Annotated in this window: 25 protein-coding genes and 1 pseudogene; 6 read left to right on the plus strand and 20 right to left on the minus strand. The window is 65.8% G+C overall.

Annotated features, from left to right (window positions below):
* The 5 genes from ACTIFJ_RS10215 to ACTIFJ_RS10235 form a co-directional block, all read right to left on the minus strand.
* On the minus strand, nucleotides 1-436 hold a 436-nt coding region (locus tag ACTIFJ_RS10215), incomplete at its 3' end, for an alcohol dehydrogenase catalytic domain-containing protein (protein WP_439534008.1).
* A gap of 23 nt (nucleotides 437-459) precedes the next feature.
* Complete coding sequence (locus ACTIFJ_RS10220; RefSeq protein WP_439534009.1) at nucleotides 460-1,203, minus strand: SRPBCC family protein; 744 nt, start codon at nucleotides 1,201-1,203, stop codon at nucleotides 460-462.
* Between the two features lie 4 nt (nucleotides 1,204-1,207).
* On the minus strand, nucleotides 1,208-2,317 hold the full coding sequence (locus tag ACTIFJ_RS10225) for an SDR family oxidoreductase (protein WP_439534010.1): 1,110 nt from the start codon (nucleotides 2,315-2,317) through the stop codon (nucleotides 1,208-1,210).
* A gap of 96 nt (nucleotides 2,318-2,413) precedes the next feature.
* A complete protein-coding gene (locus ACTIFJ_RS10230; RefSeq protein ID WP_439534011.1) occupies nucleotides 2,414-4,516 on the minus strand; it encodes a catalase in 2,103 nt (700 codons plus the stop codon).
* Between the two features lie 114 nt (nucleotides 4,517-4,630).
* The gene (locus ACTIFJ_RS10235; RefSeq protein ID WP_439534012.1) at nucleotides 4,631-5,344 is read right to left on the minus strand and encodes a PIG-L deacetylase family protein; all 714 of its coding nucleotides are present in this window, start codon (nucleotides 5,342-5,344) and stop codon (nucleotides 4,631-4,633) included.
* 2 nt (nucleotides 5,345-5,346) lie between these two features.
* On the opposite strand from ACTIFJ_RS10235, the gene ACTIFJ_RS10240 reads away from it, so the two are divergent.
* Both ACTIFJ_RS10240 and ACTIFJ_RS10245 read left to right on the plus strand, forming a co-directional pair.
* Complete coding sequence (locus tag ACTIFJ_RS10240) at nucleotides 5,347-6,477, plus strand: acyl-CoA dehydrogenase family protein (protein WP_439534013.1); 1,131 nt, start codon at nucleotides 5,347-5,349, stop codon at nucleotides 6,475-6,477.
* On the plus strand, nucleotides 6,477-7,061 hold the full coding sequence (locus tag ACTIFJ_RS10245) for an SAM-dependent methyltransferase (RefSeq protein WP_439534014.1): 585 nt from the start codon (nucleotides 6,477-6,479) through the stop codon (nucleotides 7,059-7,061). The genes ACTIFJ_RS10240 and ACTIFJ_RS10245 overlap by 1 nt, the downstream gene beginning before the upstream one ends.
* Here the strand turns inward: ACTIFJ_RS10245 and ACTIFJ_RS10250 are convergent.
* From ACTIFJ_RS10250 to ACTIFJ_RS10270, 5 genes are all read right to left on the minus strand, one after another.
* Nucleotides 6,979-8,019: a glycosyltransferase gene (locus ACTIFJ_RS10250; protein WP_439534015.1), complete on the minus strand. Its 1,041-nt coding sequence runs from the start codon at nucleotides 8,017-8,019 to the stop codon at nucleotides 6,979-6,981. The genes ACTIFJ_RS10245 and ACTIFJ_RS10250 overlap by 83 nt on opposite strands.
* Nucleotides 8,016-9,149, minus strand: coding sequence for a hypothetical protein (locus tag ACTIFJ_RS10255; RefSeq protein ID WP_439534016.1), 1,134 nt, complete (start codon nucleotides 9,147-9,149; stop codon nucleotides 8,016-8,018). Before ACTIFJ_RS10255 ends, ACTIFJ_RS10250 begins: the two co-directional genes overlap by 4 nt.
* 14 nt (nucleotides 9,150-9,163) lie before the next feature.
* Entirely contained in the window at nucleotides 9,164-10,282 is a 1,119-nt protein-coding gene (gene glf / locus ACTIFJ_RS10260; protein ID WP_439534017.1) for a UDP-galactopyranose mutase, read from the minus strand.
* Nucleotides 10,275-11,318: a glycosyltransferase gene (locus tag ACTIFJ_RS10265; RefSeq protein WP_439534018.1), complete on the minus strand. Its 1,044-nt coding sequence runs from the start codon at nucleotides 11,316-11,318 to the stop codon at nucleotides 10,275-10,277. Before ACTIFJ_RS10265 ends, glf begins: the two co-directional genes overlap by 8 nt.
* Before the next feature lie 133 nt (nucleotides 11,319-11,451).
* The gene (locus ACTIFJ_RS10270; RefSeq protein WP_439534019.1) at nucleotides 11,452-11,766 is read right to left on the minus strand and encodes a hypothetical protein; all 315 of its coding nucleotides are present in this window, start codon (nucleotides 11,764-11,766) and stop codon (nucleotides 11,452-11,454) included.
* A 190-nt stretch (nucleotides 11,767-11,956) separates the two neighbouring features.
* On the opposite strand from ACTIFJ_RS10270, the gene ACTIFJ_RS10275 reads away from it, so the two are divergent.
* Nucleotides 11,957-12,361, plus strand: a complete 405-nt coding sequence (locus ACTIFJ_RS10275) for a hemerythrin domain-containing protein (RefSeq protein ID WP_439534020.1) — start codon at nucleotides 11,957-11,959, stop codon at nucleotides 12,359-12,361.
* Nucleotides 12,362-12,366: 5 nt separating this feature from the next.
* Here ACTIFJ_RS10275 and ACTIFJ_RS10280 read toward each other — a convergent pair whose 3' ends face one another.
* From ACTIFJ_RS10280 to ACTIFJ_RS10290, 3 genes are all read right to left on the minus strand, one after another.
* Nucleotides 12,367-14,052: a sensor histidine kinase gene (locus tag ACTIFJ_RS10280; protein ID WP_439534021.1), complete on the minus strand. Its 1,686-nt coding sequence runs from the start codon at nucleotides 14,050-14,052 to the stop codon at nucleotides 12,367-12,369.
* A gap of 74 nt (nucleotides 14,053-14,126) precedes the next feature.
* Nucleotides 14,127-14,735: a sigma-70 family RNA polymerase sigma factor gene (locus ACTIFJ_RS10285; RefSeq protein WP_439534022.1), complete on the minus strand. Its 609-nt coding sequence runs from the start codon at nucleotides 14,733-14,735 to the stop codon at nucleotides 14,127-14,129.
* Nucleotides 14,732-15,091 carry a NepR family anti-sigma factor gene (locus tag ACTIFJ_RS10290; protein ID WP_439534023.1) on the minus strand — a complete coding sequence of 120 codons (360 nt, stop codon included), beginning with the start codon at nucleotides 15,089-15,091 and terminating at the stop codon, nucleotides 14,732-14,734. The genes ACTIFJ_RS10285 and ACTIFJ_RS10290 overlap by 4 nt, the downstream gene beginning before the upstream one ends.
* A 13-nt stretch (nucleotides 15,092-15,104) precedes the next feature.
* On the opposite strand from ACTIFJ_RS10290, the gene ACTIFJ_RS10295 reads away from it, so the two are divergent.
* On the plus strand, nucleotides 15,105-15,887 hold the full coding sequence (locus ACTIFJ_RS10295; protein ID WP_439534024.1) for a response regulator: 783 nt from the start codon (nucleotides 15,105-15,107) through the stop codon (nucleotides 15,885-15,887).
* Between the two features lie 12 nt (nucleotides 15,888-15,899).
* Here the strand turns inward: ACTIFJ_RS10295 and ACTIFJ_RS10300 are convergent, their stop codons facing one another.
* Nucleotides 15,900-16,625 carry a Crp/Fnr family transcriptional regulator gene (locus ACTIFJ_RS10300; protein ID WP_439534025.1) on the minus strand — a complete coding sequence of 242 codons (726 nt, stop codon included), beginning with the start codon at nucleotides 16,623-16,625 and terminating at the stop codon, nucleotides 15,900-15,902.
* A 162-nt stretch (nucleotides 16,626-16,787) separates the two neighbouring features.
* On the opposite strand from ACTIFJ_RS10300, the gene galE reads away from it, so the two are divergent.
* Together galE and ACTIFJ_RS10310 are read left to right on the plus strand one after the other, a co-directional pair.
* Nucleotides 16,788-17,849 carry a UDP-glucose 4-epimerase GalE gene (gene galE, locus ACTIFJ_RS10305; protein ID WP_439534026.1) on the plus strand — a complete coding sequence of 354 codons (1,062 nt, stop codon included), beginning with the start codon at nucleotides 16,788-16,790 and terminating at the stop codon, nucleotides 17,847-17,849.
* A 119-nt stretch (nucleotides 17,850-17,968) separates the two neighbouring features.
* The gene (locus ACTIFJ_RS10310; RefSeq protein WP_439534027.1) at nucleotides 17,969-18,442 is read left to right on the plus strand and encodes a VOC family protein; all 474 of its coding nucleotides are present in this window, start codon (nucleotides 17,969-17,971) and stop codon (nucleotides 18,440-18,442) included.
* A gap of 20 nt (nucleotides 18,443-18,462) precedes the next feature.
* Here ACTIFJ_RS10310 and ACTIFJ_RS10315 read toward each other — a convergent pair whose 3' ends face one another.
* From ACTIFJ_RS10315 to ACTIFJ_RS10340, 6 genes and pseudogenes are all read right to left on the minus strand, one after another.
* On the minus strand, nucleotides 18,463-18,864 hold the full coding sequence (locus ACTIFJ_RS10315; RefSeq protein ID WP_439534028.1) for a group II truncated hemoglobin: 402 nt from the start codon (nucleotides 18,862-18,864) through the stop codon (nucleotides 18,463-18,465).
* 15 nt (nucleotides 18,865-18,879) lie between these two features.
* Nucleotides 18,880-20,049 carry a 5-demethoxyubiquinol-8 5-hydroxylase UbiM gene (gene ubiM / locus ACTIFJ_RS10320; protein ID WP_439534029.1) on the minus strand — a complete coding sequence of 390 codons (1,170 nt, stop codon included), beginning with the start codon at nucleotides 20,047-20,049 and terminating at the stop codon, nucleotides 18,880-18,882.
* Nucleotides 20,050-20,072: 23 nt separating this feature from the next.
* Nucleotides 20,073-20,759 carry a hypothetical protein gene (locus ACTIFJ_RS10325; protein ID WP_439534030.1) on the minus strand — a complete coding sequence of 229 codons (687 nt, stop codon included), beginning with the start codon at nucleotides 20,757-20,759 and terminating at the stop codon, nucleotides 20,073-20,075.
* Complete coding sequence (locus tag ACTIFJ_RS10330) at nucleotides 20,756-22,615, minus strand: hypothetical protein (protein WP_439534031.1); 1,860 nt, start codon at nucleotides 22,613-22,615, stop codon at nucleotides 20,756-20,758. Before ACTIFJ_RS10330 ends, ACTIFJ_RS10325 begins: the two co-directional genes overlap by 4 nt.
* A gap of 4 nt (nucleotides 22,616-22,619) precedes the next feature.
* Nucleotides 22,620-23,270, minus strand: a complete 651-nt coding sequence (gene bchJ, locus ACTIFJ_RS10335; RefSeq protein ID WP_439534032.1) for a bacteriochlorophyll 4-vinyl reductase — start codon at nucleotides 23,268-23,270, stop codon at nucleotides 22,620-22,622.
* Nucleotides 23,257-23,710, minus strand: a pseudogene (locus ACTIFJ_RS10340) (hypothetical protein); the annotation flags it as partial. The gene bchJ and the pseudogene ACTIFJ_RS10340, both read right to left, overlap by 14 nt.

The raw sequence follows: 23,710 nt of genomic DNA on the forward strand, positions 1-23,710 counted from the left end.
GGACATATTCGGCCTGACCGCCGGCATAGCCGCCGAGCATGTGCGAATAACCGAACAGACCGGACGGCGAATGGCCCATGGCCGCTTCGGCGATATCCTGGTTGTCGGCCGGATTGCTGTTGTCGCAGAGCGAGGTCAGCGTCTTCTCGCAAAAGAAGCAGTTGCCGCAGGCGATGGTAAACGGCACCACGACACGATCACCAATGGCAAGATTGGTCACGCCGCTGCCCAGCGCCACGACCTCGCCCATGAATTCGTGGCCAAGGATGTCGCCCGCCTGCATCGACGGGATCATCCCATTGTACAAATGCAGATCGGAGCCGCAGATCGCCGTCGATGTGACACGAATGATGGCGTCACGCGGATTGACGATTTCGGGATCGGGCACGGTATCGACCCGGACATCTTTTTTGCCATGCCAGCGAACTGCACGCATGTGAAATTCCTTCGATTGAGCGCTCAGGCTTTGGGTTCGGCGCCCTGTGGCGCGTTGACGGCGATTTCGCCGGTCTCGATGAGACTCTTGAAGCGTTTCAAGTCGCGGCGAAGCTGGATGCCGGGTTCGCGCTGGGTCAGCTTGGCGGCGTAGCGCCCGAGACTGCCGCCCGGCGGCTCATAGGCCACTGCTGCATGAATTTCAGTGCCACGCCCGGCCGGGGCGTCGCGAAATTCATAACGCGCGGTGACAGGAACCGTCGATTCCGGCAGCGAAGTGATGGTCAACACCTCGTCCGTCACATCCTCGGCGACTTCGCCCTGCCAGGCGATGGCCCCGGACGGATCCATGGTCACGAACCGCAGCTTGCTCTCGGCAGCGGCGTCGGCACTGTCAACATTGACCGCCCAGTCCGACCAGGACCCAATATCGCGGAAGCGGCTGTAGACCAGTGATCGCGGCGCGTTGATCGTTACCGATCGCGACACCACAGCGGCGCTCGACCAGCCCACGGCCTTGGCGACGGCGGCTTCGTCTGGTTGTTCACCCAGTAAACGGCGCGCCGGTGCGGCACCGGTCACGCCGCGCGTCACCAGCATGGAGCCGACGAGGCCCAGCGCGATCCCGGCCACGCCTTTGCGTCGCGCCGCCAGGGCGCCGATTGCCGTGCCGGCGGCCAGGGACAGGCCGCGTTCTAGCAATTTGATGTTCTGCCGGGGGGCAATGCGGGTGCCGGGGGGCGCCAGCGCGCCATCGATGTCGGACATGGGCTCAACCTTTGCTTGTGTCGTTTTTCCAACGGCGCGGGGCGCGGGATAGTTCCCCGCCCCATGCGCTTATTGGCGGGGGCGCGGAGGCGGGCGCGGGACGCGCCCCACGCCGGCGCTCAACCAAGGCGGCCGCCAGCAGGCCGACACCGGCGGCCAGCAGGCCGACAGCCGCCCCCGGCCGCATCTGGGCTTCAAGCCACAGGCTACGACGTCGGACATATTGTGGCTCGTCATTCTCGATGCTGCCGTCCCTACGCGCTTCATAGAGATTGTCGGCCACACCCGGCGGCACCGGGCGGTCGCTCTGTTGTAGTTTTGTGCCGAAGGCAGCCAGCGCGCGGTCGATCAGGCCGGGGGCGAGCACATCGCCGAGGATGGCGCTGATGCCGAAACCCCCGACCGTCAGGTGGCGTCTCGGCGTGGCCGCCGCGAACAGCACGGCGCGCGCGACCAGCCGGGGATCATAGATGACCGGCGGCAGCTTGGCAGGTGCATCCATGCGGTTCCGCGCATGGTCGGGGTAAGGCGTATGCATCGCCGCCGGCTTGATCAGCGTCACCGAAACCGGGAGGCCATCTCGTATCACTTCGGTGCGCAGCGCATCGGTAAAGCCCTTCACCGCATGCTTCATGGCCGAATAAGGCCCCTGCAGGATCATCGCATGATGGCTGAGAATGCTGCCGATGTTGACGATGGCCCCACCCTTAGCGCACAAATGCGCGAGCGCGGTCAACGCGCCATTGACCGTTCCCCAATAGCCGACATCGAAGACGCGGTGCTGGTCCTCCAGCGGCGTTTCGGCCAGCGTGCCATAGGTGGCGGCAGCCGCATTGTTGATCCAGGTATCGAAGCCGCCGAACCGATCAATGGCCAAGGCCGCCAGCCGCTGCGCATACGCCGGCTCGGCGACGTCGATGGCCAGCACCGCCACCCCGCCGCCGGCGCGTTCAAGCCGATCGGCGATCTCGAGAAGCGCCGCTTCATTGCGTGCCGCCAACACCACATTGGCGCCGGCGGCCACCGCCGCTTCGGCAGTGGCGAGGCCAATACCACTGGTGGCACCGGTGATGACAAGCGTCTGACGATCGAGGGGCTTGAGCTTGGGGCGCATCAGCGAGGCTCCCTATTCATCTCATGCTGTTCATCTCATGCGATGGCGAGGTGCGCGCAGCGCCAGCCGCCTTGCGACGGCTGGCGCTGCAACGCGCTAGTAGACCGAGCGCACCGCGGGTTCGCGCTCCCAGACACGGCCGTTGCCGACGGTGTCGATATAGTCGGCAGCGTCACCTTCCAGGGTGACGACCCCGGGGTCTTCCTCGACACCAGCCGCATCGAGCAGGGCAGCCGCCGCCGGGGTGTAGCCGATCACCTTAAGATGGGCGAAGGCATCATGGACCCACGCCACCGCTGCCGACTCGGAGGACAGCACGGCGGCGCCTTCCTCGGTGGCAATCACCGCCACCGCATCGAACAGGACCGATGGGCCACCGGCCAGCTGGAAATCGGCCTTCAGACGACTGCCGTCATCGAGCGTCACGCCGCCGATCGTCGGGCAGACGATCTTCAGCTTCGCCTCGACACCGGCCACGGCCTCGAACAGGGCGTTCACCACTGCCGCACTGGCACCATCGCTGACCAGCGCACCGAGCTGACGGCCCTTCAGCGGCGGCACGTCACGCGCCAGGATCGACAGGCTGGGGGCCGCTTCGAGATCGGTACGCACCGGCCGGGCCGGCACGGCGGGAACGATGTCGTCCTCATGCCCCAGACCCGCCGCAACCCGCTCTCCCAGCTCTTCGTCGATCACAACGAGGTGGCCGAGCATGGTCGTGCGGACGATCTCGGCCTCGACCTTGGACAGTTCGAACACCAGCGCCGCAACGATGTGATCCTGCTCGGGCACCGTCTGGCTGATGAAGAACTGCCGGGCCTGGCTGTAATGGTCGGCAAAAGTCTCCGACCGGTCGCGCTGCTTCACGCCTTCCTGGGGCGTCGGGAAGCTGCGGAAGCCACGCGTATGGCTCTCGCGCGGCCCGGACGGGTCGAGCAGGCTCGGCGTATAGGTGACGCGCTGCGGATGGACATGGGTCTGCATATGGCCATCCCGCTGCATGTTGGCGAACGGGCATTTCGGCGCGTTGATCGGGATCTGGTTGAAGTTGACCGATCCCAGCCGGCTCAGCTGGGTGTCCAGATAGGAGAAGTTGCGGCCATGCAGCAGCGGGTCGTCCGACACGTCGATGCCGGGAACGAGATTCTGCGTGCAGAACGCCACCTGCTCCGTCTCGGCATGGACATTGGCCGGGTTGCGATCGAGCACCAGCCGTCCGATGATCCGCAGCGGCACCACCTCCTCGGGGATCAGCTTGGTCGCATCGAGATGGTCGAAGTCGAAACCGGCAGCATCTTCCTCGCTGAACAGCTGGACACCGAGCTCCCATTCCGGGAAGTCACCGCTCTCGATCGCATTATACAGGTCGCGACGATGGAAGTCGGGATCGGCGCCATTGATCTTCAACGCTTCATCCCAGACCACCGACTGGATGCCGAGCTTCGGCATCCAATGGAACTTGATAAAGGTGGACTTGCCCTCGGCATCGACCAGACGGAAGCTGTGGACGCCAAAGCCCTGCATCATCCGCATCGAGCGCGGGATGGTGCGGTCGGACATCTGCCACATGACCATGTGCATCGCCTCCGGCGTCATGGCGATCCAGTCCCAGAAGGTGTCGTGCGCCGATGCCGCCTGAGGGAAGCCGCGATCGGGCTCTTCCTTCACGGCATGGGCAAGATCGGGGAATTTCATCGCATCCTGGATGAAAAACACCGGGATATTATTCCCAACGAGGTCCCAATTGCCCTCCTTGGTGTAGAATTTGACCGCAAAGCCACGCACGTCGCGCGCCAGATCAGCCGATCCGCGATTGCCGGCCACAGTCGAGAAGCGCACGAACACCGGCGTCTTCTCGCCCGTCTCGCCAAGAACCAGGGCAGTCGTCAGGTCGGACAGGGAATCGGTCAGCTCGAAATAGCCATGCGCCGCGAGGCCACGGGCGTGGACCACACGCTCGGGAATGCGCTCATGGTCGAAATGAAAGATCTTCTCCCGCAGCACCATGTCTTCCAGCAGCACCGAGCCACGGGGACCGGCGCGCAGGCTGTTATGATCACTGGAAATCGGCATGCCGTGGTTGGTGGTCAGGACCGGCTGGCCCACACTCGCAACCTGGTGCAGCTCGCCACCGGGACCGGTGTGGAGCGTCGGCTGAGGGTCGGTCGGGGCATTGCTGGCGTCGGTTTTGCTGGGCATGGGACTATCCTTGTGAGGCGCGGGCAGGGGCGACATTTCGAGGGGATGTTCTCCGGCCAAACCGGTGAGCCCGCGTCTCGTTCCCGCGCCGGGAAAAGAAAGCGATTCCGCCGCTCAGGCCGCGCGCAGATAGAGTTCGTCGCTGCGCACGAACAGCCGCTGCAGATTTTCGTCGAGCACGAACCCCGGGATATCGAGCGCGCCAAGCTGGCTGCTGTGCGCCGTCAGCGCCCTGCGCTTCAGCGCCAGCTGAGGCGACACATCAAGGCGATACAGCGGCAGATCGGGTACGGCGATGGCTGTATCGAGCACCCAGAGCGGGAAGGCCAGCAACGGGACGCCACGGCTCCGCGCCACAGTCTCGGCAATGCCATAGGCAGCCCTATGGTCCGGATGCGGGTCGTCCCGCCAGCAGGTCACATACAGGTCAGCCGGTGGGACGAGGCGAGCCGTGTCCGGGCGATCGGCAAGCTGCCCGTCGGACGCGCCGGCAAAAACCACGCGGCCCGCGCCACCGGTAAGACCCGCAACCGCTTCGATGGCCTCCTGCCGCCGCCGCCTGGCAAGGCGCGCCGGCGGCCATGCCCGCGATCCAGGATGCGACGCATCGCCGTCCGTCAACAAGGTCACCGTCACGTCGAGCCCAAGCGCAGCGGCGGCAGCAACAAGGCCGCCGCAGCCCAGCGTCTCGTCGTCCGGATGCGGCACGACAATGCCGATCGTCCGCGTCGTACCCAGCAGCGCCGCCAGATCAGTTGGCCGGGATGCGGCATGCCAACGCGCCAGCCCCGAATGATGGAACGACTGCGGCGATTCTCCGTTCGACATGCATGCACAACGCGTCCGATGCCATTGTGGTTCCTCTGAGCCGCCGCGATCCGGCTGCCGCCGCGCGGCGCGTGGCAGTTATCGCGGCGGATCTCGCCCCGGAGCGGGATACGGACTTCAGCGTGCCGGATACGGAAGTGGCCGCGCTGGCGGGCGAAGGCCTGCTTCACGCCCCGCTTCCAGACGATCTGGGCGGCATCGGTCTGGGCATGGACGTCGCCACCGCTTCAATGCTGCGCCACGTATTGCGCACCATCGGCGGCGCATCCCTGTCGCTGGGCAGGCTTTACGAAGGCCATGTCAATGCGGTGCGGCTGGTGGCGCGCTATGGCACCCCGGCGCAGATGCGGTTGCTGGCGGCCGAAGCGGACGCCGGCAGGCTGTCTGCGGTATGGAACGCCCAGGGCACCGACAAGCTCCGGCTGGTCGACGGCCGGCTGGTCGGCGGCAAGATCTACACCTCGGGGATCGGCATCATCCGCCGGCCGCTGCTGACGGCCGAAACAGCCGACGGCACGGTCATGCTGCTCCCCGATGTCGCGATGGCCACGGGCGACCTGTCGGGTTGGACTGTCCTCGGCATGCGTGCCTCGATGACGGGCCGCGCCGACTTCACCGGCATTGCCGTGGCGGATGGCGAGATCATCGGCACCCCCGGGGATTATTACCGCTCGCCGCTGTTCGCCGGCGGCGCATGGCGGGTGCTCGCGGTGCAGTTGGGGGCGCTCGAACAACTCATGGCCCTGTATCGGCAGCTGCTCGGCGAGCGCGGCCGTGCCGGGGACCCGGTGCAGCGCGCGCGCTTCGGCGAGGCTGTCGCCATGCTGGAAACCGCGCGGCTATGGACCGCCCGCGCCGCCGCGGTCGCCGAGGACAGTCCCCGGCCGGACGGCGAGATCGATGCGCTGGTCAATCTCGCCCGCTACAGTTTCGACCGGGCTGCGCTGGGGGTAATCGAACGCATCCAGCGCGCCGGTGGCTTGTCCACCATGGTGCGGCCGAACCCGATCGAGCGGATCGTCCGTGATCTCACCACCTATCTTCGCCAGCCCTTTCCCGATGCGGCGCTCGATGACGCGGCACGCTGGGCGCTGGCCGAACGTCCTGTCCATGCCGATCTCGGAGAGCGATAATGAAAAGCCTGCCGTCCGCCTATTTCGATGCGCTTTATGATCGACATCCGGACCCTTGGGGGTTCGAGACCAGCGAATATGAGGCGGGGAAATATGCGGCCACACTGGCCGCCCTGTCCCGCCCACGCTATCGCTCGGCGCTCGAGGTCGGCTGCTCGATCGGCGTGCTGACGGAGGCACTGGCGCCGTACTGCGACCGATTGCTGGGCATCGATGTGGCGGAATCGGCCTTGAAGGTAGCCCGCGAACGTGTCGGGCACCTGCCTCATGTCCGGCTGGCGTGTCGAAGCTTTCCCGGGGAAGTTGCCGCCGAAGTGTCCCCCGACGGGTTCGATCTGATCCTGCTGTCCGAAGTACTTTACTATCTCGATGCCTCCACGGTGACGCGGGCGGCGCGGATCACGCGCGCCATGGCCACGCCGGGCGCCGATGTGCTTCTCGTTCACTGGCTGGGGCCGACGCCCGACTATCCGCTCACCGGTGACGCGGCGGCGCAGACCTTCATCGATGCGATACGGCCGCATGGCGGCGTGGTGTTCCAGGCGCGTGAGCCGGACTATCGTATCGACCTGATTCGGCTTTGAGCCATTCCCGCAGCAAGGCGGCCTGTGCAGGCAAGTCAGTGAGCCTCACTCGCTGAGGCGCAAGCGCCGGCGTCTCGGCTTCCCGCGCCGCCCAATAAGTGCCGAAGCCCGGTTCATTGCCCCACTGCCGCCGGGCCACCCCACGCCGGGCAGCGCGGCGCCAGGTGACCGCTGCCGGCTCAAGATGGAAATCTGCCAGTGCCTGCGGATCGGCGCCATAGCCAGACAGCAGATCGGCGAACCCACCTGGCGCGCGGCCGTCTGTCCGCGCCGAGGTAAAGACACGCACGCTGCTGGCATGACGAATGCGGGCATCATGGCGGAGCAGGCTGGCGTGCAACGCCCGATCTTCGGCGAGATCGACCAGCGGCGAGCCTCCGGTCGCCACCAGCGTGCGGGCACGCACGGCAAAATTGGCGCCCCAGCTCCAGATATGGTTCGGCCAGGGATCATGGGCGAGCGGATCGAGCCAGGCGATCGTGCGAGCCACCGTCTCGGCATAATCGGCTTCGGCCCGACGGACCGCAGCCAGCCGGGGCGCTACCGGACCATCCAGATCGATGGCGCCGCAAACCGCATCGACGTCGGGCCGCAGCGCCGCCAGCAGCGCCGCGAGCCAATCCGGGGCGACCCGGCTGTCAGCATCGGTACTGGCGACAATGCCATCAGGATGACCCGTCGCCAGAAGATGGGCAGCCGCCGCATCGGTGACGGTCCGCCGCGCCTGGCCGATATGGGCAGCTTCGCCCTCGATGACATGCAGTGCGAACGGCAGGGAAAGTGCACGCGCCACATCGGCCGTGTCATCGGTACAGTTGTTGGCATGGACGAAGACGGCGGCAATATCGCGCCCGGCATGCGGCTGGCCCGCAAGCGCCATCAGCGCCGAGGCGATCCGCTCGGCCTCGTTCCGGGCCGGAATGGCGACGACCACCGGCAGACGAGACCCCATCGTCATGCCGCTGCCGACAGGCTCGAATCACCGAACAGGCCGGCCTGCACACGAATCTCTGCAGAAAGAGGGCCATAGGCCGTGCGAGGCCCGTCTGCCGCATGGCCATCGAACAGGCCATTCTGGCAGTGACGATCATCGTCCCAGCCCAGATGGCTGATGATCGGGTACAGGCAGATGCCCCCGATGCCGGTGCCCCGCGCCGCGGCAATGCGCACCTCATCGCACACATAACGCAACCAGTGCGGACGAAAGACCCCCTCGGTGCCGGTCTCGGCGATATAGACTGGCTGTGGGTAGCGGGAGGCGGCCTTTTCGAGCAGTTGGTGAAGCGGCGTATACAGCCAGTCACCGAGAAACACCGGCCGGCCGTTATCGACCCACTGATTATTGTAATAATAATTGAGGCCGATGATATCGACGGCAGTGTCATGGCCGCCGAGCTCTGGCGCGACACGGCCGAGCATCATGTCGAGTGCCTCGAACTGGCTGTTGTTGTGCATGGCCGAACGCGCCACATCCACCGGTGCGTTGCTCGAAGGCAATATATTGATCAGCGGTTCGGCACAGGCGATCCGGACCCGGGGATCGACGTCGCGCAGCGCCTCGGTAGCCGCCAGCGCGGCGCGGACCAGTTGGCGCTTCATCGCATCGCCCATGCCGCGCCGGAACGGCGTGAGACCCCCGGTCTGACCACCGGCAAAGGCCCAGAAGCTGATCTCGTTGACCGGCGTGAACAGCGGCGGCGCATCGGATTCCGCTGCCACCACCCGCGCCGCCTCCCGCGCAAATGCCGCGAACCGGTCGACGAAACGGGACGAGAATATGTCGACCCCGTCCGGCACGCCGTAATGGAGCAGATCCCAGATCACGGTGGTACCCGTGTCGCGCGCCGCCCTGAGCATCGGCAGGAAGCTGGACCAGTCATAGCGGCCCGGCCGCTGTTCGATCAGGTGCCAGCGCAGGCCGTCACGCGCCGCGTTCATGCCATGGGCGTGCAGCAGCCGATAATCCTCGGCTGCCCGGGTGTCATGGCCGGTGGACGCGACAATATCCAGACGCTTGCGTGATCGCAGCTTATGGGCGGCGCATTCGAAGCCGCCCATAAGCATGGAGCCGAAGAGCGGAGCGATCATACCGATGCGGCGGGTCAGGCCGCCTCCCGGTCCGACCGGGGCAACGCCGCATCGAGCTTCTGGAACGTCGCCAATGCCTGACCGACGACCTGGTCCATGTTGTAATATCGATAGGTCGCCAGCCGGCCGACGAACCAGGTGTTTTCTTCAGCCCGCGCAAGCGCCTCGTACTTCTTGAACAGCGCCTCGTTTTCCGGCCTCGGGATCGGATAATAGGGGTCGCCCTCGGCGCTCGGATATTCATAGGTCAGCGTCGTGCACGGATGACTCTGGCCGGTCAGGTGCTTCACTTCGGTGACGCGGGTATGGTCCTGATCCTGCGGGAAATTGATCGTGCCCACGGTCTGCGTCCACGGCTGGTCGAGTGTGACATGCCGGAACTGCAATGAGCGATATGGCAGCTTGCCATGGGCATGGCCGAAATAGGCATCGATCGGCCCGGTATAGACCATCCGCAGCGGCCGCTCGGCCGCTGGAATCGCCAAGGCGTCGACACCCAGCTTGACTGTGATCAACGGGTTATCGAGCATCCGCTCGAACATCGCCGTATAGCCGTCGCGCGGCATGTTCTGGAAACTGTCGGTGAAATAGCGGTCGTCATCATTGGTCCGCGTCGGCACCCGCCCCGCCACCGACCGATCCAGCTCGCTGGGATCGAGACCCCATTGCTTGCGGGTGTAGCCGCGGAAGAATTTTTCGTAGAGTTCCCGGCCAATGCGGCTGACCACGACATCCTCCGACGTCCGGATATTCTCGACCGGCTCGGCCCGCGCCGCGAGAAAGGCTTCCACGCCGGCTTCGTCGAGATCGAGGCCATAGAGCGCATTGATGGTGGTGCGGTTGATCGGGATCGGCACCAGCTGGCCATCGACCGAGGCCAGCACCCGATGTTCATAAGGGCGCCATTCGGTGAACCGCGACAGATAATCGGCGATGGCGCTGCTGTTGGTGTGAAAGATGTGGGGGCCATAGACATGGAACAGGAGCCCGTCGGCATTGCGGCGATCATGAGCGTTGCCGCCAATATGGTCGCGCTTGTCGACGACCAGGACCTTCTCGCCGCGCACCGAGGCGATGCGCTCGGCCATCACCGCCCCGGCAAAGCCGGCGCCGACCACGATCCAGTCATGCATATTCTGTCTCCAGCGATGGTGTCGCGACGGCGTCGATCTGAGCCTGCATGAACGCCCAGGTGCTGTCCCAGGATGACCGCGCCAGCTGATCGTCGACGCGTCGCTGCCAGTCCGGCCCGGCCGCTGAACGGATGGCGTCTTCGATGGCAACGACCATGCCGTCCGCATCATCGGCGATGCCGACGAGGCCAAGCTCGGCATAAGGGCGCTTCACATCGGTGATCGAGGTCGACACCACCGGCAGCCCGGCGGCGAGGAATTCGGGCGTCTTGGTAGGGCTGATGAAGCGGGTGGCGTCGTTCAGGGCAAAGGGCATGAAGCCGCAATCCCAGTGATGGAGATAGGCCGGCAGTTCCTCATAGGCCTTGCCGCCCAGCCAATGGATATTGGGGCGCTGCGGTCGGCTGGCGGGATCGATCTTGACGGTGGGACCGACCATGATGAACTGCGTCCCGGGGCTGCGGGCGGCCAGCGCATCGACCAGGCCCATGTCCATCCGCTCATCGATGACGCCGAAAAAGCCGACGCGGGGATGGGCGATATCGGCCTGGTCGGCCGGATCGGAGCGACCGAAAGAGGTCGCCCGGCTGAAATGGCCGACGTCGACGCTCGACGGCACCGGGTGGATATTGGCATGCAGATGCTGCTTCGCCTCATACAGGCTGTGGCCACCGGTGAAGACGATGTCCGCGCGCGCCATAAGCTCGGCTTCAAGCTGGCGGATACGGCTGTCGGCGCCGTGGAACAACGCCAGTTCGTCCATATTGTCATAGATGGTGACACCGGCTTCGATGCCCTGGCTGAATTCGAGCGCCATCGGCGTGTAATACCAGGCGACGTCCGGCCGACGCCCTTCAAGCAGTTCTTCCAACAAACGCGCCTGGCGCGCCGCCCCATCCTCCACACCCTCGGGCAGATAGGGCGTCATCACCGTCACCCCATCCTCGGTGAACCGATGCCACCCTTCGGACTGATCGGGAGACGGCACCGGCTCCTCGACAAACATCACATCATAGTGCCGGGCCGCACGCGTCATCAGATGCTGGGGACGCTGGAAGACAAATTTCCAGCGAAGATGCGAAAAGCACAGCAGCAGGGGGCGTGCCGCGCCCGCGGCGGGGGGAGAAACAGTCATCCTGTCGGGCTTTCGAGTGAGAAGGTGTGTAGGCTTAGGGTTGAACAGGGGTGTCGGTACCGGTGACCGGGGGGTCGCCAAGCTGGCGGCCATCGATGCCGGTGGACGGCGGCGTGGAGGGCGTCGATTCCGATGCCGGACGCTGCGGCGGCGTGCCGATGGTGTCACCGCCGGTTGCCCGGGGATCGCGCCGCGTCGAAGGGGCGGTGGGTGTCGGCGCGACCGTGGTCGGCCCGCTGCTGCCCGGCGCCGTATTGGCCGGCGGCGCCGGCGGCGGGGCCGTCTGGGCGCTGGCCGGGCCGATGATGAACAACAGGGTCGCAGCGTGGATTACAAGGGTCTTGCGCATGATGGCCTCCGCGATGCCCCCGGGGGTTTCGTCATCTGGATCAAGCGTTCACCGTGCCGAAAGTTCCGGGACTTTCAGCCCGTTCGATCAAATTGACGGCATGGACCTATCGGAGTCTCGGATGGTTTGAAAATCGATAGTCCTGTCGAAAGTGAGGAAAGTGACCCCAAGAACTGATGCCCTGTCTCTGTTGATTGCCGGGCATCGGGAGGTCGAGGCCTTGTTCGAACAGTTCGAGGCCGCGACGCCGGAGCGGCAGATGCCGTTGAGCCGGCTCATCTGCAAGGCACTGAATCGTCATATTATTCTGGAAAACGAGCTTTTCTATCCGGCGATCCGCGACTCCTTGGATCAGCCCGATCTGCTTGAAGTTGCCGCCGTGGAGCATGAAGTGGCAGCCGTGCTGGTGAGGTGCATCAGCGAGGATGACCTGCCGGCGGCACGACTGCGAGCGATGATGGACGTGTTGCGGACGCATATTGCCCATCATGTCGAGAATGAGGAGCGCCAGATATTCCGCCGGGTGCGCACGTCCGGGGCGAATCTTGAACGGATCGGGGAGGAATTACGCGCGCGTGCGACTGTTTTGGGCTGATTTCATCACATCGTAATCCGCTTTTCGGGCAGCGACAGTGTGATCTTGCCCTCGCTGGGGCCGACATCATCGATACGCGACCGGCCGCCGAGCTGGGCGGCGATGCCCGCCACCAGGCGGCGATGCAGGCTGTCCTTGCCGGTGTCGGGCAGCAGCCCGGTGGCCGTCACCACGACGCACACGACATCGTCCTCGGTCATCACGTGGATCCTGAAGCGGCAATCGTCACTGTCGGCGCCGATCCGGTCGAACAGGCACACCACCGCCTCGACGATCCACAGGGACAAGGGCACGGCGCGATCGAGATCGACAACACGCGGCGCCAGCTCGGGATCGACGATCACCTCGCCCTCGCACTGGCCGTGGATGGCCAGCAGCTCTTCGAGCGGCACCAGCAATTGCGCCATCGAGACCGTCGACAGTTCGCCGTCGGCATAGAGCAGGCCGTTGACCATCGCCAGTGTGGCGACGCGCAACTGGGCTTCGTCGAGCGCATGGCGGGCCTGGCCCGGCGGCATGCGGCCGGCCTGCAGACTGAGGAAGCTGCCCATGACCTGGAGGTTGTTGCGCACCCGATGATGCAGCTCAAGCGCCACGGCGGTCTGGTCAGCGACGGACTGGCGCAAGCGCTGGTCGCGCTCGGAAATGGCATTGCCCATGCGGAGCAGGTTGGCGACCAGATCACGCACCTCCGACGGCGCGTCGAAGAAGCTCGGACGCCGCGCCAGTTCGGGACCTTCGCTGCTGCCGATGCTGCCGGCGAGGTCACCCAGCCGGGCGATCCAGCGAAGGATGGCGCGGTTGGCGCCATACCAGATCGCCGCCGAGGCCAGGATCAGCGCCATCAGCGGCAGCAGGAAATAACCGGCAGCGAACCACCAGTCATTGCCGAACCGCGCCGGCTGGGCGGCGGCATAGACAATATAAAATGACTCACCGCCCTCGCGGGCGATGTGCAGCGGCGCCACCGCGTATGACCAGCGCTGGCCATCGGGCGCCCGCGCCTTGAAGATGGCGCTCTGCCCGGGTGCCGCGCCGGGCGCCGAGATCGTCAGCCGTTGCCATGGCAGCGGTCGGCTGCTTGCCACCGCCACGCCGCTACCGTCGACGAGCGCCACGCCGATATTGTCACGGGCGTGCTGCTGTCCCAGCAGGTTGCGAAGCCAAGACAGGTCGATCGAGGCGGTGATGATGCCATCGAAGTCTCCCTTTTCATCGGTCAGGGGGAGAATGGCGAGCATAACCGGCCGTTGCGATACCGCTCCCCAGATCGGCGCCGTGACATGAAAGCCGTTCTGCTTCACCCGCGCCCATAGTTCGGGAGACGGCGCGGTCACGTCGCCCGGCCCGCTGGCGCAGGCCGACGAACCGTCAGCCCGCGATACCGAGAAGTAACTGTACGCCGGAAACATGCGCACCGCCTGGCGAAGGATCGGTCCACATTGATCCTGATTACCCGATCGAACGCCGGGCGAGGCGGAAAGCACGCCCAGGATGGAGAGCGCCCCGGCAATGACGTTTCGTTCCGAGCCGCTGGTGATGCGTGCCGCCTCGATCAATTGGTCACGCTCGGCCGCCTGATCGCGCTTGAGCCGTTCAATGCCCTGCCAGGCTGAAAGCACGATCAACGGCAACAGCGAAATTGCCATGATGACCAGCAGGATACGGCGGATCGAACTCCGCCTTGTCATTCCGTCCAGCAACGGCAACGGCGCCATGTTGACACCCGCACGCTGTTGCGTGGCTTCAGGCGTCGACAAGGGCATCAGGGCCGGGCCGCGATCCGCGCAGGTGAAGCCACTCCATGCCGCGCATCAGACGGGGCGTGTCGGCCGTCGAGATACAGACGCAGCGCCGCCCGGCCGCGGCTGATCCGGCTCTTCACGGTCCCGACCGGTGTTTCCATGATCGTGGCGATATCCTCGCAGCGGAGCCCCGATTCCATCAGCAACAACGCCTCGCGCTGCTCGACCGGGAGCGTCCGCAACCCGCGCTGCAGATCCTCGAGATTGAGTCCGGCGTCCTGCGAGGCGGGCGTGATCATCAGCCGGTCGGTAATTTCCGGATCCAGTTCGACAAAGCGATTGGACACTTTTACGACAGAATAAAAGTGGTTCCGCAAGATCCGGAACGCCCATCCCCTGAAATTGCTGCCCGGCTGGAACGACCGGCGCGCGGCCCATGCTTTTACCAGGGTCTCCTGGCTCAAATCATCGGCGAGTTCGCGATTGTGGCATAGGCTGCGAGCATAGGCCCGCAGCGATGGAATGATGGCCAGCAACTGGGCCCGAAAATCAGCTTCTTCCGCCGCCGTCAGTGCAGGCCTGGCGGCCGGCGCCATACGCGTCGCAATCATGGGCATCAGCGCATTCATTGATCATGCGAACCCGATGACCTGTCATTGGTTGGCGCGGCCGCGGGCGTCTGCGTCCCGGCAGCCGCATCGATCTGGTCGAGCAGGTCCAGAAAATCATCGGGCAACGCCTCCTGCTCGGCATTCCGCCACAGACTGCGCAGGCCCAATGCCACAGGATCAGTCGTCGGCAGCCGGCGGCGCCGAGGGGCGGGGGATGTACGTGCGCCGGAAGCGGCCGCCGATCCAGAATGATGTCGATTTTCAGCCATCAACTCTAGTTCCATGATATCAATACGAGCCAACGGCATTGACGCGCCATTGTTCCGCGAGACGGAACTTGTCATGGCGTGGCGCGTTTGAACGATATCCATCATCGCGGAGCAGTGCGTGACCAAGAATCGCTCGATACGTGACGCCCTCGCCCCCCATCTTCCCCATTTGCGTCGATACGCCCGTGCCCTCGCCGGCTCCCAGCAGAGCGGCGACGTCTATGTGAGGATGACGCTCGAGAGTTTGCTGGCCGCGCCGGAGCAATGGACGCTGGCCGCCAATGCCAACGACCTTCAGGCCCGCGTGGCCTTGTTCCAGCTGTTCCACACCGTCACCCTCTCGGCGGAGACGCCGTTGCCGGGCAACGTCGAGGTGCCCGAGGGCGGCATGCAGGCCTTGCTGCTGACGGCCGTCGAAGGATTCAGTGTCGCCGAAACCGCCGCCATCCTCGGCGAGACCGAGGAGTCCATCGCCGGTCAGGTATCACGCGCCAAGACATCGATCGCCGAGACGATCCAGTCCCGCGTGCTGATCATCGAGGACGAGCCGCTGATCGCCATGCATCTCGAACAAATTGTCGAGGATATGGGCCATGAGGTGTCGGGCATGGCGATGACACATGAGGATGCGACGATCAGGGCCCATGAAGTCAGGCCGGAACTGGTGCTGGCTGATATCCAGCTGGCCGACGGATCCTCGGGGCTCGATGCCGCCCGCGAAATCCTGACATCGTTCGATGTCCCGGTGATCTTCATCACCGCCTATCCGGAACGGCTGCTGACCGGCGAACGCCCCGAGCCGGCCTATCTCGTCACCAAGCCGTTCAAGGCCGATACGGTGATCGCCACGATCGGCCAGGCGCTGCTCGCGCGAAAGTTCAAGAAGGCCGATGTGGACTGACGCGGACGCCTGTCATTCCTTTCCCGGGGGATAGACACCGCTCAACACCCTGTCGAAATGCGTCCGCACGGCGTCGGTGCATCGGCAGGCGTGACATTCCAGCCGGTGCCGATCGAGAATTTCGACGCTGCCGGCCGACACGGCGATCGCCCGGTCATCCTTCAGATGGCTGACGACGCGGCTGACATAGCTGCGACCGACACCGAGCAGGTCGCCCAGGCGCTGCTGGGTAATCGGAACCGCATCGTCACCGGTCCGGTCCTGGGCTGACAGCAGCCAGCGGGCCGTGCGCTGCTCGACGCTGTGCGCGGCGCCGCACGCCACCGACTGGAAGATCTGCGCCAGCAAACAGTCGGCGTAGCGGGCAAACAGACCGTCGAGGGCAGGCGACACCTCCTTGGCTGCCTGCAAGGTGCGGGTGCTGGTTCGCCACAAGGTGCCCGGATATTGCACCACGGTCCGTGAATAGGCCGGCAGTTCACCGCGGCTGACGATGCCGCCGACGGCGCCTTCCCGGCCGATCAGCGCGCATTCCACCGAATTGCCATCCTCAAAGGCGACCATGAACGATACCAGCGCCGGCCCGCCGGGAAAATAGACGAAGCCGACATCGTCGCCTGGTTCGTACAGGACGTCGCCGGCGGCAACAGGAATGGGCTGCAGACCTGGCAGCAACAGGTCACGGTCGGCCGGCTTCAACAGCCGGAGCAGGCCGTTCTCGGGAATCTCTCGCGTCACGGCGTCCCTGTACGGAAAGATGGGGGGTCGAGCAACAACGTCGCCGGGTCATCGCCGGCACGCCGTCGCAGCGCCGCCAATACGCGCCGAACCGTTGGAACATCACGGGAACTGGGACAGAAATCGCAGGTTCTCCATGCACATTCCGCATGGAGCAACTTCATGACAACGCAAGCTGACAGGACTGTCGATCAACTCCTCCGAATTCCGCTCGCCCAATGCCCTCCCGTGCTGATTACCGGCGGGGCCGGCTATATCGGCAGCCACGCCGCCCTCGCCCTGCTCGATCTCGGCATCAAGGTTGTCATTCTGGATGACATGTCGACCGGCTCGTCCCTGCTGGTGCCGCCGAATGCCGTGTTCGTTCGCGGCCAGGCGGGCGATGCCGAGCTGGTCAGCCGGGTCATCGCCGAGGAGTCAATCGGCGCCATCATGCATTTCGCCGCCAGCATCAGCGTCGGTGACTCGGTGAGCCAGCCGGCGGCCTATTACCGCAACAATCTTGTCGAGACGCTCGGCCTTGCCGAAACGGCGGTCAATGCGCGCATTCGCGCCATGGTGTTTTCATCGACGGCCGCGGTCTATGCCGAAGGCAGCAGCCGTCCGCTGCGCGAGACGGACCCTCTCGGCCCGATCAATCCCTATGGCGCCTCCAAGGCCATGGCGGAGACCGTTCTGCGCGATATCGCCAGGGCATCGCCGCACGCCTTGTCGCTGGGCATCCTGCGCTACTTCAACGTTGCGGGGGCCGATCCGCTCGGCCGCTCGGGCCAGAACAGCGTTCACCCGCACCATCTGATCGAGATCGCCACCCAGGTCGCGACCGGGCAGCGGGACATGATCCATGTCTATGGCAGCGACTATCCGACAGAGGATGGCACCGGCGTTCGTGACTATGTGCATGTCAGTGACGTGGCAGCCGCCCATGTGCTGATGTTGCAGACGATTCTGGCGGCTTCCGGACAGAGCCTGACCTTCAACCTCGGCTATGGACAGGGCCAGAGCGTGCTCGACGTGCTGTCGGCGCTATCGGTGGCCAGCGGGCGTCCGCTGCCTTACCGGTTCACGGGTCGGCGGGAAGGCGACCCAGCCAGCCTTGTCGCCGATGCCAGCCTCGCGGCGAGTCTGGGGTGGACACCCCGGTACAGGGACATCGCCACCATCGTCAGTCATGCCCTGGCATGGGAGGCGCAGCGGACCAAGGCCGTTGCCGTAGCGGCCTGAGCGCCGCCGGCTGGTGGATTTCGACCAGCCGGCGCGCCCTGCAGGGTCTACGTCGGCGGCTCGCCATTGGCGCGGCGGGCGGTTATTCTTGGCGGTGAAGCACGAAGCGGGAGGTGATCATGGCCAAAAACACGGTCTGCCTATGGTATGACAGCGAAGCGGAAGCGGCCGCGCGCTTCTACGCCACCATCTTTCCGGACAGCCGGGTAACGGCTGTGCACAGGGCGCCCGGCGATTATCCGTCGGGCAAGGAGGGTGACGTGCTAACCGTCGAATTCACCGTCGCGGGCGTGGCATGCCTTGGGCTGAACGGCGGCCCGATGTTCAGCCACAGCGAGGCCTTCTCGTTCCAGATCGCCACCGAGGATCAGGAAGAGACGGACCGCTACTGGCATGCGATCGTCGACAATGGTGGCCAGGAAAGCGCCTGTGGATGGTGCAAGGACCGATGGGGAATCTCATGGCAGATCACCCCGCGCATCCTGAGCGAAAGCATCGCCGCCGGTGGGCCGGCGGCGAAGCGGGTGTTCGAGGCCATGATGGACATGGGCAAGATCGACGTCGCCGTTATCGAGGCGGCACGGCGCGGCTGAGCGCATGCCTTTCCGTGTCTTTATCCCTGTGGTCCGGATGCAATCATCGACGTGGCCATCCGCTCGAAGATCGGCAGCAGTTCCCGCGCCAGCATCCTGTCCACCCTGACATCGGCCATGGCCCGCGCCATGGCGTCGACCCACTGGTCGGCGGCGGCGCGCGAGATGCCCAGCGACCGGTGCAAGCCCATCAGGCAAGGTCGCGACTTGGCCTGGAACCAGTCGGTGGGTCCGCCCAACCATGCGGTCAGATAGCCGGCGAGTGACTGGCGCGATGCCGCGAGGCACGGCCCGTGCAGCGCCCGGAGCGTGGCATAACCGGGATCGGAATCCATCAGGTCGTAGAAGCGCTCGACCAGCGCATCGACGCCCCGCGCTGCGCCGATGCGGACGAACGGAGACGCGGTCATCGTTGCCGGCATGCCAAAGCTCCCTGTTCAGTGCTGCATCAAGAGACGGCTGACCGCGCTGCGCACCAATGGCAGATGCGTGCCAGCCCGGAGAGTCGCCATCCGCGCCAGGCGGGCGGGCGGACGTTCATCGCTGTAGAGCGAGACGATCGCGTTCGTGGCGGCGTAGATCGGCAGCGCAGCCAGCCGGTGTGCGGTTTCGAAGCGGCGGAGCAGCAGCGGCGAGGCGATGTTGCCACCGCGGGCCGCCGCCGCCCTTATCAGCCGCGCCAGCATTGCCTGGCTTTGCAGGCCGAGGTTGAAGCCATGCGCGGTCACCGGGTGCATGCCGACGGCGGCGTCGCCGATCAGCGCCGACCGGGTGGCGACGAAATGCTTCGACCAGGTGATCGCCAGAGGATAGACGTCCGGCCCGGCGAGGACGGTCATCCGGCCGAGCCGGCGGTGGTAGCGGCGGGTGAGGTCGGTACCCAGGGCGGCACGGTCGAGCTGCACGAGGTCGTCGATGTCGGCGGCGGGGAGCGTCAGCACGGCCGAGGACCGGCGGCCGTTGAGCGGCAGCATGGCGATGGTCTGGCCATGATCGAACCATTCGGTGGCGATGCCGTGATGGTCCTCCTCATGCGCGACCCGCGCCAGCAGCATCGAGCGGCCGAGGCGGTTGATGTGGGCGCCGATGCCGAGCTGCTGACGGACCGAGGAGAAGCGGGAATCGGCGCCGACCAGCAGGCGGGCGCGCAGCACGCGGCCATCGACGAGGGTTACCGTGACGCCGGTGCGCTCGGCGAGGACGGTCGCCACGGCGACGCCGGCGAGGATTTCGAGGCCTGGCTGGTCGGCGACAGCCTGGAACAGCGCCGCGCGGATGCGATGGTTGGGGACGAGGTCGCCAAGGCGGTCGTCCTCGCTGCCCTGGGCATCGAAGGACAGGGCGAAGGGCGAACCGCCGTTGAGGACCCGGGCTTCGCGCAACGGGGCGATGTCGGCCGGATCGAGATGCGCCCAGGCGCCGAGCGCCTTCAGCGTGGCGATCGAGCGGTGGGTCAGGGCGATCTCGCGGCCGTCATCGCGGGGCGTTGCCAGTTCTGGTTCGGGCTGGCGCTCGACCAGCGCCACCTGCAGCCCGCTGCCGTGCAAGGCCCGGGCGAAGGCGAGGCCTGCCGGGCCGCCGCCGACAATGATCACATCATGGTGCACAGTCAGGTCCCCTCGGGCGCGGATCAGAGTTGCTTGTAGGTATCGACGGGGCAGGTGCCGGTGGCGCATCCCATCTGGTCGTCGGTGATCGTCTCGGCGACCGCCTCGATGGCGCGGGCGAAGGCCTCATACTCGGCCTTGGAGATCGCCTGCTCGGGGAGATATTCATAGGCCGAGCCATCTTCCTGCGGCATCACCGAACAGGCGCGGACCTGCGATTGCATGGCGAGCAGCGTCTGGCGGAACAGCGCGAACGAGGTCTCGCCGGGCTTGTACTTGAGCGTGTAGCTGACCTGGTTGCCGGTATCGGGCAGTGGTGTGCCATCGGCATGGGTGCCGCGGATGTAATGCGCCTCCAGCAGCATCAGCCACTGATATTGCTCCATCGGCGTCGCGTCACCGGCCAGCACCAATTTGTCGCCCATGCCCATCCGGGCGATGGTCGGCGCGGTCGGGAAGCCGACGATCGCCATGCCGCGATATTGCTTGAGGTCGTCGCGCACCGGATAGCCCCGGGCGCGATAATCGGCGACCAACGGGTCATCGAGACGGAACTGCACCCAGCGCAGATATTCGGCCATGGCCGGCAGATGCGCGGCCTCGGTCAGGCCGAACAGCTTGGAGGTGGTGCCGGCCGGCTTCATCGTCGTGTCGGTATGCGGCACCTCGACGCCGAGCCGTGCCGAATAGGCGGCGGCCTCGGTCTTCACCGCCGGCTGAACCGGGCCAGCGTCCGCCAGAAGGCGGCGGCGCGGACCGCAGCCGGGCTGTCGCGCAGCGCGGCCAGAAAGGCCTCGTCGTCGCGCGCCGGGTTGGCCGTGGCGAGTTCCGCCCTCAGCGCCGCAAAGTCGGGCGCCAGCATGTCGCGGAAGCCCAGCTGGAAGAACTTCCAGGCGAATTCGTGAAGCCCGGTGATGCCGACGCCGATGCGGTTGGTGCGCATCACTTCGCGCGCATAGAGGCAGTCCATGGTGTTGACGCGGATCAGTGCCCGCGTTGCCACTCGGAAAGCATCTTCGGCTTCGGCGAGGGTGTCGGCGTGGAAGGGCACCACATCGGCGATCACGCAATAGCCGCCGAGCGCGGTCAGCGCGATCTCGCCGCACGGATTGGTGATCATCGGATAGGTCATCCGGTGCGCCGCCTTCGCCAGCCGGGACAGATAGAGCAACGTATCGTCGTCGACCTGATATTTGTGCGAGCCGACATAGGGCGTGCGGCTGTAATCCCAGCCCGTGCCGTTGGTGACCAGTCTGTCGACGTTGATCAGCCCCGGCTCGCCGGTGCCGTCATGATAGGCGCATTCGACGATCCGATCGAAGACGCGCTGGGCATGGTCCCAGCGCCATTTGTTGCTCGCCTCGGAACGCGGCATGTGGAGCAGCCGCCAGAATTCATTGTCGACGGTGACGCTGTTGTTGGACGACCAGAGAAAGGCCTGCGGCGGCGTCCGCCGGGCGGCGCGGAAGGCGGCAACGGCCGCGCCGTCCATCCCCTCATATTCGATCGGGCGCTTGACCTCGATGAAATCGATGATGTTCTTGTCACGCCAGGACTTGGTACTCATCCGCGCGGCGCGGCGGGCACCGCCGACCAGCACGCACTCGGCGAGGAAATGATCGATGTAGAGCGCCTGGTGCCAGGGATCGAGCCCGGCACCCTTGATCTGCGCGACCTTGGCGAGCGCGTCCATCAGCGGCACCGGCCCGGCGGACGGGCGCATCTGCATGCCGCGGATCGGCGAATTCCGGCAACGCACGTCGCTGAAATTGAGGACCAGGACCTTGCCCTCGTTGATCTTCTCGAACGCCATGGTCTCGAAGACCTCGACCGCCTTGGCCCAGCCCTCGCGACTGTCCGGCACGTCGAACCAGACGACATTGCGCCCCTTGCCGTAGAGATGACGGGCATCGCGCACCGAGGTGTGGCGGCCCCAGACGAAATCGGGGTGGCTCTCGTCCAGCACGCAGACCAGCTGGGGGGCATGGTCGAAATCGACCAGCGCCATCTCGTCCGAATAGTCGCGGCCGACCCCGGAACCGTTGAGCAGCAGGTAGAACAGTGCGAAGCTGGTCGCGGCGGTGGCGCAATTGGTGAACACCTCCTGGTTGCGCCCGGGCTGGCTGGCATCGCCATGCTGGAGGTGGCGGCCGGAGAGCAGGATCGTCGCCCGGGCGATATGCTGCTCGAGGACATGCTGCTCGCTGTCGCCATGGTCGGGATCGTCGGGCAGCGAGGGCATCAGCAGCGCATTGCCCAGCGCCACGCGCTCGGCGACCTCGCCCCAGCTTTCATAATCGATCGGCGGCCGGCCCGCCGGCGGCGCGGCGGGATCGTCGATGATCTCGAGGCCGCCATAATGGCCGGCGCGCAGCCAGTCGAAATAATGGGGATCATGCGGGGCGATGCGGAGGCGGCCGCCGAGCTGGGCGACGATATCGGCCTTGACGCGCGGCCGCAGCACGGTGCGCTCGGCGACGGCCTGGCCCATGCCGGGGTCCAGCGCCCGGGCCGGACGGGGATCGATACCGCGCATCATCGCCTGAATATGGTCATTCTTTCGCATGATTTTATCCCCATCTGACCCGGAATCGGCACGCGGGCGCGCCGTTCGCGCTGCATTCGACCTCGACCACCTGCACCTTCGGCCCGAGGATCGCGCCGAAAACCGCCTCGAAGGTCGCCGCCAGATAGTCGCACGCCGGTGTCGGCGCCCGGGCATGGCGGCACAGCGGTGAGTCGATGATGTTGAGCCAGAGTATGTGGCGGTTGCCGGGATCGAGCGCATAGGTGAAATGGCCGCTGCCGGCGAAGGTCCAGGCGTGGCGGGCGATGGCCTGGGCCATGATGCCGGCCGCCATTCGCCGCGGCAGCAGCCGCAACAGCCACTGCGCCGGCCGGGGAATCCGGCGGCGCAGCAGATAGGCGGCGGTCCGCCGCCCGGCATCACGAGCGACATCGATGCCGTCCTGGCGCTGCAGCCGCATTGCCACCAGCTGGTGGAGCCGCTCGACCTCGGCTTCATCGACCATGGCATCGGGCGGGCTGACCAGATAGCCGGCCAGCCCGGCCTGGGCGAAGATGCTGGCGGTAAGCGCGGTGCCGCCATGGGCGGTCAGCGCCTCGGCAAGGCGGGTGATGGCATTGGGGCCGATCAGCCCGGACGGGACGGCCATCGTTGCCGCGTCCGACGGCGGCACCAGCGCCTCATGAACGTACATCGTCGGGCTCCTCGAGCTGCTGCCGGCTGCCGCCGCAGGCGAGCGGGGCCGGCGGCGCGATGCGCTTGCCGCGCCGGCGATGGCCCTTGGCGGGCTGCCATTCGACCTCGGTGTCGATCGCCCTGGTCCGCGTCGGATCGAAATTGAAATTGACCTTTTCGCGGCTCTGCGGGCCCCAGTAATCGACCTTGCCGAGATCGTAGAATTTCCGCTCGAACCCGGCCTTGAGGAAGGCCTTCAGGCAGCCGAGCAGATAGCGCCGGCGGGCGCCGCTGCCGCTCCAGGGATAGGAGAAGAGCGCCTTCTTCATGTAGAAGCGGCGGTAGTTGTTCATCACCCGGTCGAGCAGTTCGCCACGCTCCATGGCCAGCGGCTTGATGATCGGCGTGACGAAATTATACTTGGCGTAGTCAAACACCTCGACCTTGTCGCCGAGCTCC

Origin of the sequence: Polymorphobacter sp., from assembly GCF_051860865.1 — a bacterium.
Taxonomy (GTDB): Bacteria; Pseudomonadota; Alphaproteobacteria; order Sphingomonadales; family Sphingomonadaceae; genus Sandarakinorhabdus.

Bases quoted from the DNA above. Each gene is read 5' to 3' on its own strand.
- ACTIFJ_RS10220 (WP_439534009.1), bottom strand. From the start codon at position 1,203: ATGTCCGACATCGATGGCGCGCTGGCGCCCCCCGGCACCCGCATTGCC.
- ACTIFJ_RS10225 (WP_439534010.1), bottom strand. From the start codon at position 2,317: ATGCGCCCCAAGCTCAAGCCCCTCGATCGTCAGACGCTTGTCATCACC.
- ACTIFJ_RS10230 (WP_439534011.1), bottom strand. From the start codon at position 4,516: ATGCCCAGCAAAACCGACGCCAGCAATGCCCCGACCGACCCTCAGCCG.
- ACTIFJ_RS10235 (WP_439534012.1), bottom strand. From the start codon at position 5,344: ATGTCGAACGGAGAATCGCCGCAGTCGTTCCATCATTCGGGGCTGGCG.
- ACTIFJ_RS10240 (WP_439534013.1), top strand. From the start codon at position 5,347: ATGCACAACGCGTCCGATGCCATTGTGGTTCCTCTGAGCCGCCGCGAT.
- ACTIFJ_RS10245 (WP_439534014.1), top strand. From the start codon at position 6,477: ATGAAAAGCCTGCCGTCCGCCTATTTCGATGCGCTTTATGATCGACAT.
- ACTIFJ_RS10250 (WP_439534015.1), bottom strand. From the start codon at position 8,019: ATGACGATGGGGTCTCGTCTGCCGGTGGTCGTCGCCATTCCGGCCCGG.
- ACTIFJ_RS10255 (WP_439534016.1), bottom strand. From the start codon at position 9,149: ATGATCGCTCCGCTCTTCGGCTCCATGCTTATGGGCGGCTTCGAATGC.
- glf (WP_439534017.1), bottom strand. From the start codon at position 10,282: ATGCATGACTGGATCGTGGTCGGCGCCGGCTTTGCCGGGGCGGTGATG.
- ACTIFJ_RS10265 (WP_439534018.1), bottom strand. From the start codon at position 11,318: ATGACGCGTGCGGCCCGGCACTATGATGTGATGTTTGTCGAGGAGCCG.
- ACTIFJ_RS10270 (WP_439534019.1), bottom strand. From the start codon at position 11,766: ATGCGCAAGACCCTTGTAATCCACGCTGCGACCCTGTTGTTCATCATC.
- ACTIFJ_RS10280 (WP_439534021.1), bottom strand. From the start codon at position 14,052: ATGACAAGGCGGAGTTCGATCCGCCGTATCCTGCTGGTCATCATGGCA.
- ACTIFJ_RS10285 (WP_439534022.1), bottom strand. From the start codon at position 14,735: ATGAATGCGCTGATGCCCATGATTGCGACGCGTATGGCGCCGGCCGCC.
- ACTIFJ_RS10290 (WP_439534023.1), bottom strand. From the start codon at position 15,091: ATGATGGATATCGTTCAAACGCGCCACGCCATGACAAGTTCCGTCTCG.
- galE (WP_439534026.1), top strand. From the start codon at position 16,788: ATGACAACGCAAGCTGACAGGACTGTCGATCAACTCCTCCGAATTCCG.
- ACTIFJ_RS10310 (WP_439534027.1), top strand. From the start codon at position 17,969: ATGGCCAAAAACACGGTCTGCCTATGGTATGACAGCGAAGCGGAAGCG.
- ACTIFJ_RS10315 (WP_439534028.1), bottom strand. From the start codon at position 18,864: ATGCCGGCAACGATGACCGCGTCTCCGTTCGTCCGCATCGGCGCAGCG.
- ACTIFJ_RS10330 (WP_439534031.1), bottom strand. From the start codon at position 22,615: ATGCGAAAGAATGACCATATTCAGGCGATGATGCGCGGTATCGATCCC.
- bchJ (WP_439534032.1), bottom strand. From the start codon at position 23,270: ATGTACGTTCATGAGGCGCTGGTGCCGCCGTCGGACGCGGCAACGATG.